We start from the raw sequence: 19,206 nt of genomic DNA, 5'->3' as shown, positions 1-19,206 counted from the left end.
TTTGGGGAGAGGGCCAGGGTGAGGGGTCTTCTTTTACCTGTCCCAATACGCCTCTTCGAGGCTGTCTTCCCGTTCCGGCAGCCCACGCGTTAAGCGCGGTGAATGCTGGTTCAGCACCTGATAACTCACGCGGTTCGCGTACTTGCACACCTGCGCCAGCGAGGAATAGGTCAGCCAGTTGAAGGTGTGTTTGCTGGAATTCGGCACATTGGTTTTGTGGTAGGCGTTAGCGGTGATGTCGTGCAGCAGCGCGGCCAGCGCGCCGTCGCCCGCGCCGTTGGTGTTCATGATCTTCTCGGGGCCACCCATATACGGTGCAATGTGGGAGAAGATACGCAGCGGGTTGATGCAGTCTTTATGACGCATGGCGCGGCTGAACTCGTACTGGTTAAATTCGGCGATAGCGCCCGGCAGCAGCGGGTGCTGGGTTTTCCGCTTGCTCTCTTCTTCCGTGAAGCCCGCCATGTACAGCCCGACCGGCCCGGCGGTGCAGAGCACCAGATCCACCCAGTCCAGCGCCTTATCAGACGCCAGCAGCGGATCGCTTTCGCCGGTCAGCGCTTCGGCTTCTTCTTCATTCATCGCCAGAATCGAGACGTGTTCTTTCAGGAAGGCCTGCCACCACTCCGGGTTGTCGGCAATCACGAATTTGGTGCCCAGCGTCAGAACCACAGGCACGTTGTATTTCTTCGCATACTCAATTGCCTTCATGGTTGCGTCCGGCATTGGTTCGCCCGGCTTGCAGCGCACCAGATAAGACGTCAACACCAGCGCAGACGCGCCCGCGATCACCTCTTCCGGGATACTTTCAGCGCGTAGCTTGTTCATATGGCCGGGGCTGATGGCAAAGGTACGCTCGCCGGAATCGCTTATCAGCGTAAAGCAACGACCAATCGGCCCGTCAACGCCCTGCAAATAGTTCAGATCGGTGCGGCTGGAGGTATTGCACAGGTAGCGGTAGGCGTAGCCACCGATTTCGATATTGCTGCACATCACGCCAAGCAGTACCGAGCGGTCGTCTGCCAGAACGGAGTAGTTGTGCATGGTGTTACCGATGGTGCCGCCAGCAAACTGGTGGGTGATAAGATTTTCGCGCATCAGTTCCTGATACAGCGCTTCGGCAAGGTCATCCTCAATCACCAGCGAGTGCCCGGCGCTCAGACCGTAACGTGCGACAAACGCATCATCCACTTTGGCTTCAATGTCCACCAGCGTCTGATCGATACCGACCACCCAGGCAGCGCTGGTTTCGCTTTCCTGCTGAATTTGCTGTAACAGCGGATCGCGGGCATCGACGGGGAAATAGTGTTTGGACTTACGTTTACCGGGAAATTTCATGGTCTGAACTGTGCAAAGAATACGGGCCGGGAATGGTAGCACAAACCCGGCCCGTAACGCGATCAGCGGCGGGTGGTGACCAGTGACACCATCATATCGATGTGTTCAGGGGAGTCGTTAAGCGCAGGAATGTATTCGTATTTCGTTCCGCCGGCCTCCATGAAGAACTCTTTGTTCTGGACGGCAATCTCTTCCAGCGTTTCCAGACAATCCGCCGAGAAGCCCGGCGACATAACCTGAATGTGCTTCACGCCCTTCTCGCCCAGCATTTTTAGCGTTTCATCAGTATACGGGGTCAACCACGGTTCACGGCCGAAGCGCGACTGGAAGGTCATCATCACCTTCTCAGGCGGCAGGCCGAGGGCGGAGACCAGTTCACGGGTGGTATCGCGGCAACGCTGGGGGTAATCGTCCCCTTCGTTCGCGAAACGCTGCGGAATACCGTGATAGGAGAGCAGCAGCAGATCCGGCTCGCCGTGTTTTTCAAACGACGCGCGCGCGCTGCTGGCAAGCGCCTGAATGTACAGCTCGTTATCGGCGTAGTCGCGGATAAAGGTGATGCCCGGTATACGGCGGCGGGTCGCCAGAATGCGTGCCAGTTCGTCCCAGACGGCAGCCACCGTGGAGCACGAATACTGCGGATAAAGGGCCAGCACCACAATGTGTTCAACGCCCTGCGCCAGAAGAGAGTCGACGGCGCTTTCCAGGGATGGCTTACCGTAGCTCATACCGAGCGCAACGGGCATGTCCGGCAGACGGGCGGCCAGCGCCTTCTCCTGACGACGGCTGTAGACCATCAGCGGCGAGCCTTCTTCCATCCACACGGACTGATAGAGCTTTGCTACACGCGGAGAACGAATCGGCAGAATGACACCACGCAGCAGTGGCCACCACAGCAGTCTTGGGGTATCCACGACGCGCGTGTCGCTTAAAAATTGTCGCAGGTAGCGTTTTACCGCCGCTGGAGTAGGTGCTTCTGGGGTGCCCAGATTGGCAAGCAGGATGCCGGTTTTCGCCTGACTCATTCACGCCTCTTAACCATTTGATAGGCTGTCAATTGTAGCGGAAATGCGTTTAAACGAAACCCATTGCTGTAATAGGTAAGATGAGAATTTTTCTCACCCGGGGCTCCGGGTGAGAGAGGTGCGCTTAGCCGAGGATTTTTTCCAGCTCTGCACGTACGTCAGCCACGGCTTTGGTGCCGTCAACTTTCGCGTATTTGGTGTTACCCGCCTGCGCCTCTTTGGAGTAGTAGCCGATCAGCGGTGCGGTCATCTGATGGTATTCCACCAGGCGTTTACGCACGGTTTCTTCCTGGTCGTCTTTACGGGTGGTCAGCTCTTCGCCGGTCACGTCGTCTTTGCCTTCAACCTTAGGTGGGTTGAATTTGATGTGGTAAACGCGGCCAGAGGCAGCGTGCACGCGACGGCCAACGATACGGTCAACGATCAGTTCGTCCGGTACATCGAACTCCAGCACGTAATCCACGTTGATGCCCGCTTCTTTCATGGCGTCAGCCTGAGGAATGGTGCGCGGGAAGCCGTCCAGCAGGAAACCATTGCGGCAGTCTTCCTGAGCAATGCGCTCTTTTACCAGCGCGATAACCAGTTCGTCGGTCACCAGCTTGCCTGCGTCCATGATGTCTTTAGCTTGTTTGCCCAGCTCGGAGCCAGATTTAACAGCGGCACGCAGCATGTCACCAGTAGAGATTTGCGGAATACCGTATTTCTCCATGATGAACTGAGCCTGAGTTCCCTTACCCGCGCCCGGAGCGCCAAGCAGAATAATACGCATTGCGAAAATCCCCTCAAATGTCGATTCAATTTTTCAAAAGCGCTAAACAATACCACCAGAACGGGTATCGCTCAAGGAAGGCGGGGAGGCTGAAACGGTTAACGGGGGGAGATTATTTGGGTTAGTGCGAGAATGCCCCCTCACCCTAACCCTCTCCCCAAAGGGGAGAGGGGACGATTAAACCCTCTCCCCTTTGGGGAGAGGGCCAGGGTGAGGGGTAGGTTTTGTATTACGCCAGCAGCAGCGCATTCACACGTTTAATGAACAGGTTAGGATCTTCCAGGGTGCCGCGCTCGGCCAGCAGGGACTGATCCAGCAGCAGTTCAACCCACTCCGCAAAGCGGGCGTCGTCCTGGGTATCCGCCGCGCGTTTCACCAGCGGATGATCCGGATTAAGCTCAAAGATATATTTCACTTCCGGCACGGCCTGGCCCGCCGCCGCGAACAGTTTCGCCATCTGGGTGCTCATTTCGTCCGCATCGGTGGTGACAATGGCTGGCGTATCGGTCAGACGGTGCGTGAAGCGCACCTCTTTCACGCGGTCGCCCAGCAGGGTTTTCACGCGCTCAACGAACGGCTCCAGCGCCTTCTCGGCTTCCTTCGCGCTGTCGTCCACTTCATCCGCCAGCTTATCGATAGACTCGTCGGCTTTAGCAACGGACTGGAAGGATTTACCGTCGAACTCGGTCAGGTAGTTCATCATCCACTCGTCGATGCGGTCAGACAGCAGCAGCACTTCGATGCCTTTCTTACGCAGCAGCTCCAGATGCGGGCTGCTCTTCGCTGCCGCATAGCTGTCGGCGGTGATGTAGTAGATCTTCTCCTGCCCTTCTTTCATGCGGGAGACGTACTCTTCCAGCGATACGGTCTGGGCGGAGGAGTCGTTGTGCGTAGAGGCGAAGCGCAGCAGTTTAGCGATAGCTTCCACGTTCGCGGTGTCTTCCGCCGGGCCTTCTTTCAGCACCAGGCCGAACTGTTTCCAGAAGGTCTGGTATTTTTCCGCATCGTCTTTCGCCAGTTTTTCCAGCATCTGCAACGCTCGCTTGGTCAGGGCGTTACGCAGGTTACGGGTGACGGTGCTGTCCTGGAGAATTTCACGGGAGACGTTCAGCGGCAGATCGTTGGAATCTATCAGGCCACGCACAAAGCGCAGGTAGTTCGGCATGAACTGCTCGGCGTCGTCCATGATGAAGACGCGCTGCACGTACAGCTTCAGGCCGTGCTTGTGATCGCGGTTCCACATGTCCCACGGCGCCTGCGCCGGAATGTACAGCAGGCTGGTGTACTCCTGCTTCCCTTCCACACGGTTGTGGCTCCAGGTCAGCGGGTCGGTAAAGTCGTGGGCGATGTGCTTGTAAAACTCGTTGTACTCGTCGTCTTTAATTTCAGCTTTGTTGCGCGTCCACAGCGCCTGCGCCTTGTTGATTTTCTCCCAGGAAACCACGGTTTCGCCGTCTTTCTCTTCCTGTTTTTCAATCTCAACCGGCAGCGCGATGTGGTCAGAATATTTGCTGATGATGGAGCGTACGCGCCAGTCGTTCAGGAAATCGTCTTCGCCTTCGCGCAGGTGCAGAGTGATTTCGGTGCCGCGATCCGCTTTGGTGATATCATCAACGGTGTATTCGCCTTCCCCTTTGGATTCCCACAGCACGCCGTTTTCGGCGCTGTCGCCCGCGGCGCGGGTGCGCACGGTGACTTTATCCGCCACGATGAATGCCGAGTAGAAGCCTACGCCGAACTGACCGATCAGCTGGCTGTCTTTCGCCTGGTCAGAGCCCATGGACTCGAGGAACGCTTTGGTGCCGGATTTAGCGATGGTGCCGAGATGGTCGATCACCTCGTCGCGGTTCATCCCGATGCCATTATCGGCAATCGTCAGGGTGCGGTTCTCTTTATTAAAAGAGACGCGCACGCGCAGTTCGCCATCGCCTTCGTACAGATCCGGGTTGGACAGCGCGCGGAAGCGCAACTTGTCCGCCGCATCGGAGGCGTTGGAAATCAGCTCACGCAGGAAGATTTCTTTGTTGGAATACAGGGAATGGATCATCAGGTGCAGAAGCTGTTTTACTTCTGACTGGAAACCACGGGTTTCTTGTCCTTTCATCTAAGTCGACCTCAACAATGCCATTTAATGGGGTTGTAAAACGTTGAGTGAGAGATGGGGATAAGGGGGGGAATTTTCAAGCGGAGGCCGCGCACGCAGCCTCCGTTTGGTCAGAAAATAATCTTGTGTCGTCCGGCCAGCGAGTGCGACAGCGTGGTGCCGTCGACCATCTCCAGCTCACCGCCGACCGGCACGCCGTGGGCAATGCGGCTGGCGTCAACGCCGTACTGCGCGCACAGCTCGGCGATGTAGTTGGCGGTTGCCTCCCCTTCCACCGTCGGGTTGGTGGCGAGGATCACCTCTTTGATTGTCTCGGACTCAAGACGCTGTTCAAGACGATCGAGACCGATATCATCCGGACCGATGCCGTCCAGCGGGGAGAGATGCCCCATCAGCACGAAATAGCGGCCGGAAAACTGCCCGGTTTGTTCGATGGCGTAGATGTCCGCCGGACTCTCCACCACGCAAATCTGACCGTTTTCCTGACGACGCGGGTTCGTGCAGATGTTACAGACGTCCTGCTCGGTAAAGGTCCGGCAATCCGCACAGTGACCAATTTCTGACATGGCGCGGGTCAGAGCCTGCGCCAGGCGCATCCCGCCGCTGCGGTCGCGCTGCAATAGCGTAAACGCCATACGCTGCGCCGACTTCGGGCCAACGCCCGGCAGGCAGCGCAGTGCTTCCATTAACTGCGTGAGCAGCGGACTGGTTTGCATCAGAATGGCATCTTAAAGCCCGGCGGCAGTTGCATACCGCTGGAAACAGAGGCCATTTTCTCTTTCTGGGTTTCGTCGATACGGCGAGCGGCATCGTTAAACGCGGCTGCAACCAGATCTTCCAGCATCTCTTTGTCGTCTTCGAGCAGGCTCGGGTCGATTTCAACGCGACGGCAGTTGTGCGCACCGTTGATGGTCACCTTGACCAGACCGGCACCCGATTCACCCGTGACTTCCAGCTGAGCGATCTCTTCCTGCATCTTCTGCATTTTTTCCTGCATCTGCTGCGCCTGCTTCATCAGGCCACCCAGACCGCCTTTTCCACCAAACATAGGCTTCTCTCTTCTTTCACGTTAAGGATTACAACCGTAAGTCAGACTCACGATCAAAGGGGGCGAATACTCTCTTCATCCAGATCGGCGTCGAAGAACCGGCGCAGGGTCTGGATGTTGTTATCCGCGATAATCGACTCGCGCGCCTGCGCGAGCTTCTCTTCATAAATCGCCTGTCGCCACTCGAGCGGCGTTTTCACCGCCGGATTATCATCTTCAATGATAGTCAATTCAACCGGCACACCCTGTAAGGCGGTAAGCGCCTCGGCCAGCGCCTTTTGCGCGCCAGGGGAGTTGAGGTGCCGCTGGCCAGGGCGCAGGTGCAGACGCACCTGATTGCCTTCCTGCTCTTTCCAGGCATTCAGCGCGACCTGCTCCACCAGCTTCGGCAGCTGAAGTTTGCTGACCTCAGCGGCCCAGGCGTCGCGCTCGATGGACTCTTCCGCGAGCTTCGCGGACAGCTCCGGCGTTTTTTCATGCTCAAGCGCCTTTTTCAGCGCTTTTGGCGTGGCGACCACTTCCTTGACCGTTTCAACAACGGTAGTCGCCTTCCAGCGGTATGCCTCTTCTTTCGCCGGGGCTTTTTGCTCGAGCGCGGACGGTGCCGGACGCGACTGCACGCGCTCCGTTACCGAGGCCAGTCGTTCAAGCGCGGCGTTGTTCACCGGCCGCGCTCTTGCAGGCGCTGCCGGTTCACTCTTTTTTGGTTTGGTTGCTCCCTGCGCACGTTGCAACTGGCTTCGTGCGGCAAGCACCGAACTGGTGGCATCTGACAGCGGCACGTTCTGCGGCGGCGGCGATGCCGGTTGCGGTGGCACCTGCTGCGGTGACATTACCGCGGTCGGCGCAACCGGCGCAAAGGACTGCCGGGGCGTTTCCGGCTCCGGCAATGGCTTGCGCGGATGGAAGGCCAGCGCGCGCAGCAGCGTCATTTCAACGCCCATCCGGCGATCCGGTGCAAACGGCAGCTCTTTGCGGCCAATCAGCAGCGTCTGATAATAAAGCTGAACATCAGCCGGCGGCACGGTGCGCGCAAGTTCACGCATCCGCTGTTCAATGGTCGCCATGTCCGCGCCAATGGCCGACGGAGACAATTGCAGCATCGCCACGCGATGCAGCAGGCTGAGCATCTCGACCAGCAGCGCTTCCCATTCAATGCCACGGGCGGCGGCATCGTTGACGAGGGTCATTACCCGCTCACCGTTGGCGGCAATCATCGCTTCGATAAGCGACAGCGCCTGATCGTCATCCAGCGTGCCGAGCATGGTGCTGACCGCGTCAGTGGAAAGCTTACCGTCACCGCTGGCAATTGCCTGGTCAGTCAGGCTCAGCGCATCACGCAGGCTGCCGTCCGCCGCGCGGGCCAGCAGCTGCAGGGCGCGCGGCTCGTGAACGATCTTCTCTTCATCAAGAATGTGTTCAAGCTGTGCGCGGATCTGCTCAACGTCCAGCGCCTTCAGATGGAATTGCAGGCAGCGCGACAGGATCGTGACCGGCAGCTTTTGCGGATCGGTGGTCGCCAGCAGGAATTTGACATGCGCAGGCGGCTCTTCCAGCGTTTTCAGCAGGGCGTTGAAGCTGTGGCGCGACAGCATGTGTACTTCATCGATCAGATAGACCTTGAAGCGGCCGCGCGCCGGGGCGTACTGCACGTTGTCGAGCAGATCGCGGGTGTCTTCCACCTTGGTGCGCGAGGCGGCGTCGATCTCGATCAGATCGACAAAACGCCCCTGCTCGATCTCCCGGCAGTTGTCACATACGCCGCACGGGGTGGCGGTGATCCCGGTTTCGCAGTTCAGACCTTTTGCCAGCAGACGGGCAATAGAGGTTTTACCGACGCCGCGGGTGCCGGAGAAAAGATAGGCGTGATGGATGCGACCTAGCGACAAGCCGTTCGCCAGGGCCGTCAGCACATGTTCCTGACCGACAACGTCAGCAAAGGTTTGTGGTCGCCATTTACGGGCTAACACCTGATAACTCATGGGCAGGCTCTGCAACGCTGGAAGGTGAATTAATGGAGGGGAATGCTATCACAACCTCACCCATTGAGCGAGGTTGTGAGATACGGGATTAATGTCCCGGGAAAGGCACCAGGCTGTAGCTGGTAATACCCTGTTTTTCCAGGCGCTGCTCGCCGCCAAGATCGAACAGGTTGATGATGAATGCCGCGTCGGTCACTTCCCCGCCCAGACGGCGGATCAGCTTCACGGTCGCTTCGATGGTGCCGCCGGTTGCCAGCAGATCGTCCACCACCAGCACTTTGTCGCCTGGCTTGATGGCATCAACGTGAATTTCCAGCTGATCGGTGCCGTATTCCAGCTCATAGCTCTCAGCAATGGTTTCACGCGGCAGTTTGCGCGGCTTACGCACCGGCACAAAACCCACGCCCATCGCCAGCGCAACCGGTGCGCCGAACAGGAAGCCACGGGCTTCGGTACCTACTACTTTGGTGATCCCGGCGTTTTTATAACGCTCAACCAGCAGTTCAATGCTGAGGGCGTACGCTTTCGGGTCTTCCAGCAAGCTGGTGACATCACGGAAAAGAATGCCAGGCTTTGGATAATCCTGGATACTTTTGATGCTATTTTTCAGATATTCAAGCTGCTGTGCAGTTGCGGTCATCGGTTTGTGCCTAAATGAAACAGTGTTACTCACGGCGCGCGACGAGTCGGTCAAAGTAACAGTTGTTTAACCTTTGACCAGGCGCACCTGTGCTCGAAAACGGTCGAATTTACTGGCTGTGCGCCATAATTGCAACCGCCATGATGAGGCTTCAGTGCTTTTGTTGCTTTTCATCAACCACGGGGATCCGCCACATGAAGATCAGCAGGCAGACCAGGATCGCCAGCAGCAGAATGCGCACCCACATCATTTTCACCAGCCATAACGAGACGGCGAAGGTGATCAGGATGAAGGCAATGGCGCGCGGCTTGGCCCCGGGCGGCATGGCCCGGTGTTTTTGCCAGTGCCGCAGGTAGCCGCCAAACCACGAACGGTACAGGAGCCAGTGGTGAAAACGCGGCGACGAGCGGGCGAAGCACCAGGCGGCCAACAGGATGAACGGGGTGGTCGGCAGCAGGGGCAATACGATGCCCAGCGTACCCAGCACTACCGCGAGCCAGCCAATGATGATTAAAATAGTACGCTGCATAATGCGAATCGTTATCAAACTGAACGGCTACTTTACCACTGGAGAGCGCATTGAAAACAGCACTGCTTCTTGAGAGGCTGCAAAATCAGCTGATCGCGCTGCGGGCGCAGGCCACACCGCTGATGGGACATGCTACGCTGAAACCGCGCTTTGACCGGCAGCTCTTCCGCACCCGCAGTACCGTCATTCAGGATTACCTTGCTGAAATGCAGACCAACCTCGACGAGCTTCGCCACGCGGTTGAGAGTGAACAGCAGGAACAGGTGGTGTGGCTTGCGGAGCATCTTACCGAGCAGATCACCGCCCTGCACCGCGAAATCGCCGCCTGGCCGCTACGGGCGTGGGACAGCGCCTCGCCTGGGCTCGGAAAATGGCAGCGCAAGCGGCTGGAGAACCAGGAGTTTGAGCGGCGTCTGTTTGAGATGAAGTGTGAGCGCGAAGCCCGCCTGACCACCAGCGAAACGCTGCAACAGCAGCAGTTATTAATGCGTGAAATCAGCGCGCTGGAAGGCCGCATCGTCCGCTGCCGTCAGGCGCTGGATGAGATTGAACGCGTCATTGAACGCCTGACCCGTTAAAAGGAGCCACTAATGTCACTGGAAAATGCCCCCGACGAGGTCAAGCTGGCCGTCGATTTAATTATGCTGCTGGAGAATCACGAGATCCCGGCGGAGACGGTGCTGAAAGCGCTGGAGATTGTGCGGCGGGATTTTGAGGGAAAGGTGAAGGCCGGTTGCCCTCACCCTCACCCTAGCCCTCTCCCTGGAGGGAGAGGGGACCGTTAGGTGCGGTTTGAAAGATCTGCCCTGATTCGCTTTTTACCCTCTCCCCTCTGGGGAGAGGGCAGGGTGAGGGGCGGAGTTTTCGTCACCCTTAATCTCGCGCTTCACTTCCGTATGTTCGTCACCTTTCTCGTTACGCAGGTGAACTTCAAGCTGGTTGAAGGCGATATTAATGTTGTTTTCACGGCACAGACGGTCAATGGTGCGGTTCAGCTCATCGACAGTGTAGCTGCGATCGCGTAGTTCGCGTACGTACAGGCGCAGCTCATGATCCAGCGTGCTTGGCCCGAAGGTGGTGAAGAACACGTCAGGCGCAGGATCGTGCATCACTTTAGGATGTGATTTCGCGGCTTCCAGCAGGACCTCTTTCACTTTATCCAGATCTGAACCATAGGCCACCCCGAGTCGGACCACCACGCGCGTCGTAGTATCCGAAAGCGACCAGTTGATCAGTCGCTCGGTCACGAAGGCTTTGTTCGGGATGATCACCTCTTTACGATCGAAGTCAGTGATGGTGGTCGCACGAATACGGATCTTGCTGACGGTCCCGGAGAAGGTGCCGATGGTGACGGTATCGCCGATACGCACCGGACGTTCGAACAGGATTATCAGGCCAGAAACAAAGTTACCGAAGATCTCCTGCAAGCCGAAGCCCAGACCTACCGACAGCGCCGCCGCCAGCCACTGGAGTTTATCCCACGAGACGCCCAGCGAGCCGAATACCGTCATCGCCCCGACAATAATAATGACGTAGTTCAGGATGGTGGTAATGGCATACGACGCCCCCTGACGCAGGTTCAGCCTTGAGAGCACCAGCACTTCCAGCAGACCAGGCAGGTTGCGGATCAACGCCCAGGCCACCACCGACGACACCAGCGCAAAGAGCAGGCTGCCCATGGTGACGCTTTTCATTACCGCAGCGCCCGCTTCGGTACCGTTGTATTGCCAGAGGGTGATACTGTCGAGGTAGGCGAAGACGGTAATTAAATCAGACCAGATGGCCCAGAACATCACCGCAAACAGCGCAATCATCACCAGCATGGTAATACGCATCGTTTGCTGGTTGACCTGCTCCAGGGCAATGGTCGGCTCTTCCTGCGGCTCAGCCCCTTCAGCCCCCTCTTTAACCTGATGCTGTCGACGGGCAACAGCGCGACGATACGCAATGCGGCGCGCCGCCACGCTCAAACCGCGCAGCACGGTCTGGAACAGCAGGTTCCACAGGATCACCAGATACACGGTTTCAATCCAGCGGCCTGACAGACGAAGCGTGGTATAGAAGTAACCCGTTGCCGTCAGCACCATCAGCGCCAGCGGAATGATCGCCAGCACCGTTACGGTAACCAGACGAAGATTGTGGGACTCTTTATCACGCCAGCTGTCGCGGCACATCGGCCACATCAGGACGGCTATCAGCAGCAGGTTCAGCATAATTACCAGCTGTCCCAGCACGTCATCCATCAGATGCAGCGGCGAAAGCTCGGCCACAACGGACCAGAAGTGCAGCGGCAACAGCGCGAGGCTGATACGTTCAATCTGGCGACGCCAGTGGCTGGTGAGTTTCTCCGGCATGTTGAAGTGTCGGACCGCGACGCCGTCTTTTTCCAGCACTTTCCAGCACAGACCAAACACCAGCCAGAACAGCGCCAGCTTTTTGCTGAACGCCCACAGCAGGTCGCTGATATTGAGCTGCATGGTCAACAGGATCAGGCCGACGGCGAGGATCAGCAGGCAGACCGGCAGAGCACGGATCAGATCGATCAGGATCGCTTTCGGTGTGTGCAGCTGGCTGTCGTTACGCAGTTGCCCCACTTCCGAGGCCAGCTTCGCCTGGTACTGCTTCAGCCATTTCAAACGCCAGCGTATTACTCCGGCGATGAGCAGCAAAGGCAGACCCGCAAGGAAGGCAATCATTACCGCAGGCCAGGCTTTCTCCCAGTTCACGGTAATTTTCATGCTTTTGATCTGGGATTTCAGCGTTTCAGGGAAAGATTTAAACCAGTCCCAGTCCATGGGTTTGTTGCTGTTCACCCAGAAAATCTGCTGGGTCAGGATCTCCTGGAGGCTTTTAGACACGCTCACCAGCTGCTGCTGGTTGATTTGCAGGTTAATCGCCATCATCAGCTGGTTGCCCAGCTGCTTATTAAGCTGATCGAGCAGTTCGCGGCGCATATCCACAACCTGCAACAGCGCGTCGTGAACTTCACCGTTTACTTCACTTGAATGGCCTTCTTCCACTTTGGCAACAAACGTATCGCTCTGGAACAGGGCATCGCGCTGCTGGTTAACGTCAAACTGTTCAAGACGCAAATCAGCAATGCGGTTGGTCATGTCTTCCAGCTCGTCGGCGGACGGCAGCGTCTGCTGCTGCTGGTAAAGAATGCGCGACAGCAGCAGGCTTCCCTTCAGGACGGCAATCTGCTCTTTGACATTGCGCTCAGCCTGCAAAGCGCGATCCAGCCAGTTTTTGACTTTAATATTCTGCTGCACCAGCGCGCTGCCGCTTTCAGTCGCCTGAATCAGGCGCTCGCTCAGCTGATGGTTAATTTCCAGCTCCTGCTTCACCAGCGGATTGGCCTGGATACGCGCCGTTTCGTCTGGCGAGACCGCTTCCTGCGCCGTTTTTTCGGTCAGCGTCAGGCGCTTGCTGTTCACCGCCTCCTGCAACAGCTGAAGCTGATGCTCGAGCCGGTTGATATTCGCGTTCACGTAGTCACGCTGTTTTTGCAGCGCATCCTGCAACACCGTGTTGCCTTCCAGACTCTTACGCTGCTGTTCAATCTCCGCGTTCAGCAGCGTCTGCTGGATGTTCAGCAGCGTTTGCTGGGTCGGTCGAAGCGCCCCTTCCCCCACGGTAATGCCATTCAGACGGTTACGTATCTGCTGTAGCTGTTGCGATGCAGAATACATGGCGTTCTGCACGCGCTCAGGCTGGGTTTGCAGCGAAACCAGCTGGCTGTTATAGGTCGAGAGATCGGACTGCGCCGTTTGCAGATCGTCCAGCAGCTGCGCCACGCGCGACTCAAGCTGGCGCAACGAAAGCGTGGCAAGCGTTTTTCGGGTTTCATCGTCGTTATCAACGTCGCTAAGCGCGTTCAGGGCCTCCGTTGCTTTACGCATGTTCTCCGGCGCCTGAGCGACCTTCTGCCGCAGCTGGGTCGTTTCGGCTTTGATGCGATCGATCTTATCCAGCGTATCCAGGGTTTCCGTCAGGTCCTGCTGAACGAGCTTTTCCTGGGCGGAGAGATCTTTTTGTTTATTCAGGGTGTCGAGTTGCGACTGAACCTCGGCACGCGTCGGGACGTCACTGCCGTTGTCTGCACGGGCCCAGGAATGCGGTGCGGCTGCAAAGAAAAACAGCAGGATCAAAAAAACGGCCAGAACAGAATGTGTCGAGCGATAGGTGTGCAGCATAGTCGTGAATGTGATCTGAGAAATGACCGAAAATAGTCGGGCGTGAAGAATATCACGCCGGGCTAAAGCAGAATAGCGGGAAGGTAATCCTCTAAGACATTTCCTGGAAAGATTCAGGCAGTAAGCGGCGCTCCCTCGCTGCGGAGGGTCGGGCAAAGCTGGCACATCTCCAGGAAAATCGCGACGTAGCTGCGCGCCTCTGATTTCAGATCGAACGACTGCGGGGCGAAAAGCCAGTTTTCCATCAGGCCGGAAATATAGCTGCGCATCAGGATCGCCGCCCGGCGCGTTAACAGCGTAGCGGGAAGCATGTCGGCCTGCATACATTCCTTAAGAACTTGCTCGATGCGATCGTAGCTTTCCAGACACAGGTCGCGCTGCGCCTGCTGAACCACCGCCATTTCGCCAACAAACTCACATTTATGGAAGATGATTTCCATCATCAGACGTCGGCGTTCTTCCACAACAGTCGCTTCAAGGATATATACTAATATTTCTCTTAATACTGAGAGTGGATCGTGAGGGAATTTTGCCCGATACTCACTCTCAAGATCGCTGATGCTGGACTCTGAAAGCTCCCAGATTTCACCAAACAGATCTGACTTGTCTTTAAAATGCCAGTAAATCGCTCCCCGCGTGACGCCCGCGGCCTGAGCAATCTGCGCCAGCGAGGTTGCCGAAACACCCTGCTGTGAGAACAAACGCATTGCCACATCCAGAATGTGTTGTCGGGTTTCCAGCGCTTGTTGTTTGGTTTTTCGTGCCATACGTTGATGAATTTACAGGAGTCAGATTTACATACATTTATGAATGTATGTACCATAGCATGACGATAATATAAACGCAGCAATGGGTTTTTAGACTCAGGACCCTTGATCAATTTGAAATCGGACACTCGAGGTTTACATATGAACAAAAACAGAGGGTTAACGCCTCTGGCGGTCGTTCTGATGCTCTCAGGCAGCTTAGCGCTTACAGGATGTGACGACAAAGAGGCTCAACAAGGAGCTCAGCAGGTGCCAGAAGTTGGCGTCGTGACGCTCAAATCCGAACCTCTCCAGATGACAACAGAACTACCGGGCCGCACCAGCGCCTATCGCATTGCAGAAGTACGTCCGCAGGTGAGCGGTATCATCCTGAAACGTAACTTCACCGAAGGCGGTGATGTGAAAGCAGGTGAGTCTCTTTATCAGATTGATCCAGCAACCTATCAGGCGTCTTATGAGAGCGCTAAAGGCGATCTGGCGAAAGCAGAAGCGGCAGCCAAAATTTCGCAACTGACGTTGAATCGTTACAAGAAACTGCTCGGCACGCAGTACATCAGTCAACAGGATTACGATTCTGCCCTGGCCGATGCACAGCAAGCCAATGCAGCCGTTGTGGCGGCGAAAGCGGCGGTAGAAACCGCGCGTATTAACCTCGCCTACACCAAAGTGACCTCCCCTATCAGCGGTCGTATTGGTAAATCAGCCGTCACCGAAGGTGCGCTGGTGCAGAACGGTCAAACCAACGCGCTGGCCACCGTGCAGCAGCTTGACCCGATCTACGTTGACGTTACACAGTCCAGCAACGATTTCCTGCGTCTCAAACAGGAGCTTGCCAGCGGACAACTGAAACAGGAAAACGGTAAAGCCAAAGTTGAACTGGTTACCAACGACGGTATCAAGTTCTCACAGACAGGCACACTGGAATTTTCTGATGTGACCGTCGATCAGACCACCGGCTCTATCACCATCCGGGCTATTTTCCCGAATCCGGATAAAACCCTGCTGCCGGGTATGTTCGTACGCGCCCGTCTTGAAGAAGGGACTAACCCAAGCGCCATTCTGGTTCCGCAGCAAGGTGTGACCCGTACGCCACGCGGCGATGCGAGCGCGCTGGTTGTGGGTGCCGATAACAAAGTCGAAACACGCAATATCACTGCAACGCAGGCGATTGGCGACAAGTGGCTGGTAACGGAAGGTCTGAAAGATGGCGATCGCGTGATTATTACTGGTTTGCAAAAAGTTCGTCCTGGCGCGCAGGTCAAAGCTCAGGAAGTGAAATCTGACGACAAACAACAAGCATCGGCCGCTGGCCAGTCAGAACAAACCAAGTCTTAACTTAAACAGGAGCCGTTAAGACATGCCTAATTTCTTTATCGATCGCCCCATATTTGCGTGGGTGATCGCCATTATCATCATGCTGGCCGGGGGACTTGCGATCCTTAAGCTGCCTGTTGCGCAATATCCAACGATTGCGCCGCCGGCAGTGACGATCTCCGCAACCTACCCGGGCGCTGATGCCAAAACGGTGCAGGACACCGTTACGCAGGTTATCGAACAGAACATGAACGGTATCGATAACCTGATGTACATGTCCTCAAACAGTGACTCAACCGGTACAGTTCAGATTACCCTGACCTTTGAATCCGGTACGGATGCGGACATTGCGCAGGTTCAGGTGCAGAACAAACTGCAGCTGGCGATGCCCCTGCTGCCGCAGGAAGTGCAACAACAGGGTGTGAGCGTCGAGAAATCGTCCAGTAGCTTCCTGATGGTTGTCGGCGTGATTAACACCGATGGCACCATGACGCAGGAAGATATTTCCGACTATGTGGGCGCCAACATGAAGGACGCCATCAGCCGTACGTCTGGTGTGGGTGACGTTCAGCTGTTCGGTTCACAGTACGCGATGCGTATCTGGATGGATCCGAATAAGCTGAACAACTTCCAGCTGACCCCGGTTGACGTGATCAGCGCAATTAAAGCGCAAAACGCCCAGGTTGCAGCCGGTCAGTTAGGCGGCACGCCGCCGGTGAAAGGCCAGCAGCTTAACGCGTCTATCATCGCGCAAACGCGTCTGACCTCGGCGGATGAGTTCAGTAAAATTCTGCTGAAGGTGAATCAGGACGGTTCGCAGGTTCGCCTGCGTGACGTGGCGAAAGTGGAGCTGGGTGGCGAGAACTACGACGTTATTGCGAAGTTCAACGGTAAACCGGCTTCCGGTTTAGGTATCAAACTGGCGACTGGGGCGAACGCCCTGGACACCGCGACGGCTATCCGTGCAGAACTGAAGAAGATGGAACCTTTCTTCCCGTCAGGTCTGAAAATTGTTTACCCGTATGACACCACGCCGTTCGTTAAAATTTCGATTCACGAAGTGGTAAAAACCCTGGTTGAGGCGATCATCCTCGTCTTCCTGGTAATGTACCTGTTCCTGCAAAACTTCCGCGCAACGCTGATCCCAACCATCGCCGTGCCGGTTGTACTGCTCGGCACCTTCGCGGTTCTGGCGATATTTGGCTATTCGATAAACACCCTGACGATGTTCGGGATGGTGCTCGCCATCGGCCTGCTGGTGGATGACGCCATCGTAGTGGTCGAAAACGTTGAGCGTGTGATGGCGGAAGAAGGCCTGCCGCCGAAGGAAGCAACCCGTAAATCAATGGGCCAGATCCAGGGCGCGCTGGTCGGTATCGCGATGGTTCTGTCTGCGGTATTTATCCCGATGGCCTTCTTCGGGGGTTCAACCGGTGCGATTTACCGTCAGTTCTCTATTACCATCGTTTCCGCGATGGCGCTGTCGGTGCTGGTAGCCCTGATCCTGACGCCAGCCCTGTGTGCGACCATGCTGAAGCCGATTAAGAAAGGTGGCCACGGCGAGCACAAAGGGTTCTTCGGCTGGTTTAACCGCATGTTTGATAAGAGTACGCATCACTACACCGACAGCGTGGGGAACATCCTGCGCAGCACCGGTCGTTATCTGCTGCTCTATATCATCATCGTGGTGGGCATGGCTTTCCTGTTTGTTCGTCTGCCAAGCTCGTTCCTGCCAGATGAAGACCAGGGCGTGTTCCTGAGCATGGCTCAGCTTCCGGCGGGTGCGACGCAAGAACGTACGCAAAAAGTGCTGGATGAGATGACCGACTACTTCCTGACCAAAGAGAAAGACAACGTCGAATCCGTGTTTGCGGTTAACGGCTTTGGCTTCGCGGGTCGTGGTCAGAACACCGGTATTGCCTTCGTTTCTCTGAAAGACTGGTCCGAACGTCCGGGTGATGAGAACAAAGTTGAAGCCATTACCAACCGGGCCATGGGTACCTTCTCACAGATTAAAGATGCGATGGTCTTCGCCTTTAACCTGCCAGCGATTGTTGAACTGGGTACGGCGACCGGCTTCGACTTCCAGCTGATTGACCAGGGCGGTCTGGGCCACGAAAAACTGACTCAGGCGCGTAACCAGCTATTTGGCGAGGTGGCTAAACACCCTGACCTGCTGGTGGGCGTGCGTCCTAACGGTCTGGAAGATACGCCGCAGTACAAGATCGATATCGACCAGGAAAAAGCACAGGCGCTGGGTGTGTCCATCAGTGACATCAATACCACGCTGGGTGCAGCCTGGGGTGGCAGCTACGTCAACGACTTCATCGACCGTGGTCGCGTGAAGAAAGTGTACGTCATGTCCGAAGCGCAATACCGTATGCTGCCGAACGATATCAACAACTGGTACGTTCGCGGCAGTGATGGCCAGATGGTGCCGTTCTCCGCCTTCTCAACTTCGCGCTGGGAATACGGTTCGCCGCGTCTGGAGCGTTATAACGGCTTGCCATCGATGGAGATCCTCGGTCAGGCGGCGCCGGGCCGAAGCACCGGTGAAGCCATGAACCTGATGGAAGAGTTGGCCAGCAAACTGCCTGCGGGTATTGGCTACGACTGGACCGGTATGTCCTATCAGGAACGTCTGTCCGGTAACCAGGCCCCTGCCCTGTACGCCATTTCACTGATTGTGGTGTTCCTGTGTCTGGCGGCATTGTATGAGAGCTGGTCGATTCCGTTCTCCGTTATGCTCGTGGTTCCGCTGGGGGTTATCGGTGCGCTGCTTGCCGCAACCTTCCGAGGGCTGACTAACGACGTTTACTTCCAGGTGGGCCTGCTGACAACCATTGGCTTGTCGGCGAAGAACGCGATACTTATCGTCGAATTCGCCAAAGATCTGATGGAGAAAGAAGGTAAAGGCCTGATTGAAGCAACGCTTGAAGCCGTTCGTATGCGTCTGCGTCCAATCCTGATGACGTCCCTGGCGTTTATCCTCGGCGTTATGCCGCTGGTTATCAGCTCAGGCGCAGGCTCCGGCGCACAGAACGCGGTAGGTACCGGTGTAATGGGTGGTATGGTCACTGCGACCGTTCTCGCCATCTTCTTTGTACCGGTGTTCTTCGTGGTGGTACGTCGCCGCTTTAGCCGCAAAAATGAAGATGTGGAGCACAATCATTCGGTAGAACATCACTGATACCGGTTTCACATGATAAAAAGGCCGCATTTGCGGCCTTTTTCATTTTCAGAAAAATTCATAAAATAGTCTTATTGTCGTTTTATTTATTTTCACCCGTCCTGATAAGACTTATCATAATAATCCGATAAGCTAATCGTAGAATTCAGCATTCTTTTAATATCAATTCATCGCCTAAAATATTCGGACAAATCCTAAATCATCGTAAATGCCGAAGACATCTGAATCCGGACTTCAAATGAAACATTGCGCTAACTCAATGAATCTTAAGGAACGGATTAAAAAAAGGGTTTCTCTCGATAAA

The 19,206-nt window shown here is 56.1% G+C and carries 15 protein-coding genes and 1 other annotated feature; of the genes, 4 read left to right on the top strand and 11 right to left on the bottom strand.

Annotated elements, in window-relative coordinates; translation table 11 throughout:
• Positions 1–33: 33 nt before the first annotated feature.
• From ACOTZP_RS07810 to ACOTZP_RS07770, 9 genes are all read right to left on the bottom strand, one after another.
• Positions 34–1,338, bottom strand: coding sequence for an inosine/guanosine kinase (locus ACOTZP_RS07810; protein WP_271074464.1), 1,305 nt, complete (start codon positions 1,336–1,338; stop codon positions 34–36).
• A 62-nt stretch (positions 1,339–1,400) separates the two neighbouring features.
• Positions 1,401–2,363 carry a ferrochelatase gene (hemH, locus tag ACOTZP_RS07805; protein ID WP_017383216.1) on the bottom strand — a complete coding sequence of 321 codons (963 nt, stop codon included), beginning with the start codon at positions 2,361–2,363 and terminating at the stop codon, positions 1,401–1,403.
• A gap of 124 nt (positions 2,364–2,487) precedes the next feature.
• Entirely contained in the window at positions 2,488–3,132 is a 645-nt protein-coding gene (gene adk, locus ACOTZP_RS07800) for an adenylate kinase (RefSeq protein WP_022647279.1), read from the bottom strand.
• A gap of 229 nt (positions 3,133–3,361) precedes the next feature.
• Positions 3,362–5,236, bottom strand: a complete 1,875-nt coding sequence (gene htpG / locus ACOTZP_RS07795) for a molecular chaperone HtpG (protein ID WP_015571245.1) — start codon at positions 5,234–5,236, stop codon at positions 3,362–3,364.
• Between the two features lie 110 nt (positions 5,237–5,346).
• Positions 5,347–5,952 (bottom strand): recombination mediator RecR, encoded by a 606-nt coding sequence (recR, locus tag ACOTZP_RS07790; protein ID WP_006809843.1) that lies wholly within the window; start codon positions 5,950–5,952, stop codon positions 5,347–5,349.
• Positions 5,952–6,284: a YbaB/EbfC family nucleoid-associated protein gene (locus tag ACOTZP_RS07785; protein ID WP_003858972.1), complete on the bottom strand. Its 333-nt coding sequence runs from the start codon at positions 6,282–6,284 to the stop codon at positions 5,952–5,954. Before ACOTZP_RS07785 ends, recR begins: the two co-directional genes overlap by 1 nt.
• 53 nt (positions 6,285–6,337) lie before the next feature.
• Positions 6,338–8,266, bottom strand: a complete 1,929-nt coding sequence (gene dnaX, locus ACOTZP_RS07780) for a DNA polymerase III subunit gamma/tau (RefSeq protein ID WP_023299467.1) — start codon at positions 8,264–8,266, stop codon at positions 6,338–6,340.
• Positions 6,944–7,008, bottom strand: a sequence feature (DnaX frameshifting element). (Overlaps the previous gene by 65 nt.)
• Positions 8,267–8,354: 88 nt before the next feature.
• Complete coding sequence (gene apt / locus ACOTZP_RS07775) at positions 8,355–8,906, bottom strand: adenine phosphoribosyltransferase (RefSeq protein ID WP_000127359.1); 552 nt, start codon at positions 8,904–8,906, stop codon at positions 8,355–8,357.
• 151 nt (positions 8,907–9,057) lie between these two features.
• Positions 9,058–9,435: a DUF454 family protein gene (locus ACOTZP_RS07770; protein ID WP_023299466.1), complete on the bottom strand. Its 378-nt coding sequence runs from the start codon at positions 9,433–9,435 to the stop codon at positions 9,058–9,060.
• A 50-nt stretch (positions 9,436–9,485) separates the two neighbouring features.
• Here ACOTZP_RS07770 and priC point away from each other — a divergent pair, with 50 nt between their 5' ends.
• Both priC and rsmS read left to right on the top strand, forming a co-directional pair.
• The gene (priC, locus tag ACOTZP_RS07765) at positions 9,486–10,013 is read left to right on the top strand and encodes a primosomal replication protein N'' (protein ID WP_058646028.1); all 528 of its coding nucleotides are present in this window, start codon (positions 9,486–9,488) and stop codon (positions 10,011–10,013) included.
• Between the two features lie 12 nt (positions 10,014–10,025).
• On the top strand, positions 10,026–10,220 hold the full coding sequence (rsmS, locus tag ACOTZP_RS07760) for a pleiotropic regulatory protein RsmS (RefSeq protein ID WP_022647275.1): 195 nt from the start codon (positions 10,026–10,028) through the stop codon (positions 10,218–10,220).
• A 33-nt stretch (positions 10,221–10,253) separates the two neighbouring features.
• On the opposite strand, the gene mscK is transcribed toward rsmS, so the two are convergent.
• On the bottom strand, positions 10,254–13,631 hold the full coding sequence (gene mscK, locus ACOTZP_RS07755) for a mechanosensitive channel MscK (RefSeq protein WP_271074463.1): 3,378 nt from the start codon (positions 13,629–13,631) through the stop codon (positions 10,254–10,256).
• 113 nt (positions 13,632–13,744) lie between these two features.
• Complete coding sequence (acrR, locus tag ACOTZP_RS07750) at positions 13,745–14,398, bottom strand: multidrug efflux transporter transcriptional repressor AcrR (RefSeq protein WP_032624732.1); 654 nt, start codon at positions 14,396–14,398, stop codon at positions 13,745–13,747.
• Positions 14,399–14,539: 141 nt separating this feature from the next.
• Between acrR and acrA the strand changes: the two genes are divergently transcribed.
• Positions 14,540–15,733 (top strand): multidrug efflux RND transporter periplasmic adaptor subunit AcrA, encoded by a 1,194-nt coding sequence (gene acrA / locus ACOTZP_RS07745; protein ID WP_022647272.1) that lies wholly within the window; start codon positions 14,540–14,542, stop codon positions 15,731–15,733.
• Positions 15,734–15,755: 22 nt separating this feature from the next.
• Positions 15,756–18,902, top strand: a complete 3,147-nt coding sequence (gene acrB / locus ACOTZP_RS07740; protein ID WP_023299464.1) for a multidrug efflux RND transporter permease subunit AcrB — start codon at positions 15,756–15,758, stop codon at positions 18,900–18,902.
• Positions 18,903–19,206: the final 304 nt, after the last annotated feature.

The organism is Enterobacter cloacae complex sp. SYL001 (genome assembly GCF_049237025.1).
GTDB classification, from domain to species: domain Bacteria; phylum Pseudomonadota; class Gammaproteobacteria; order Enterobacterales; family Enterobacteriaceae; genus Enterobacter; species Enterobacter intestinihominis.
This window is presented reverse-complemented; position numbering and strand designations above follow the sequence as displayed.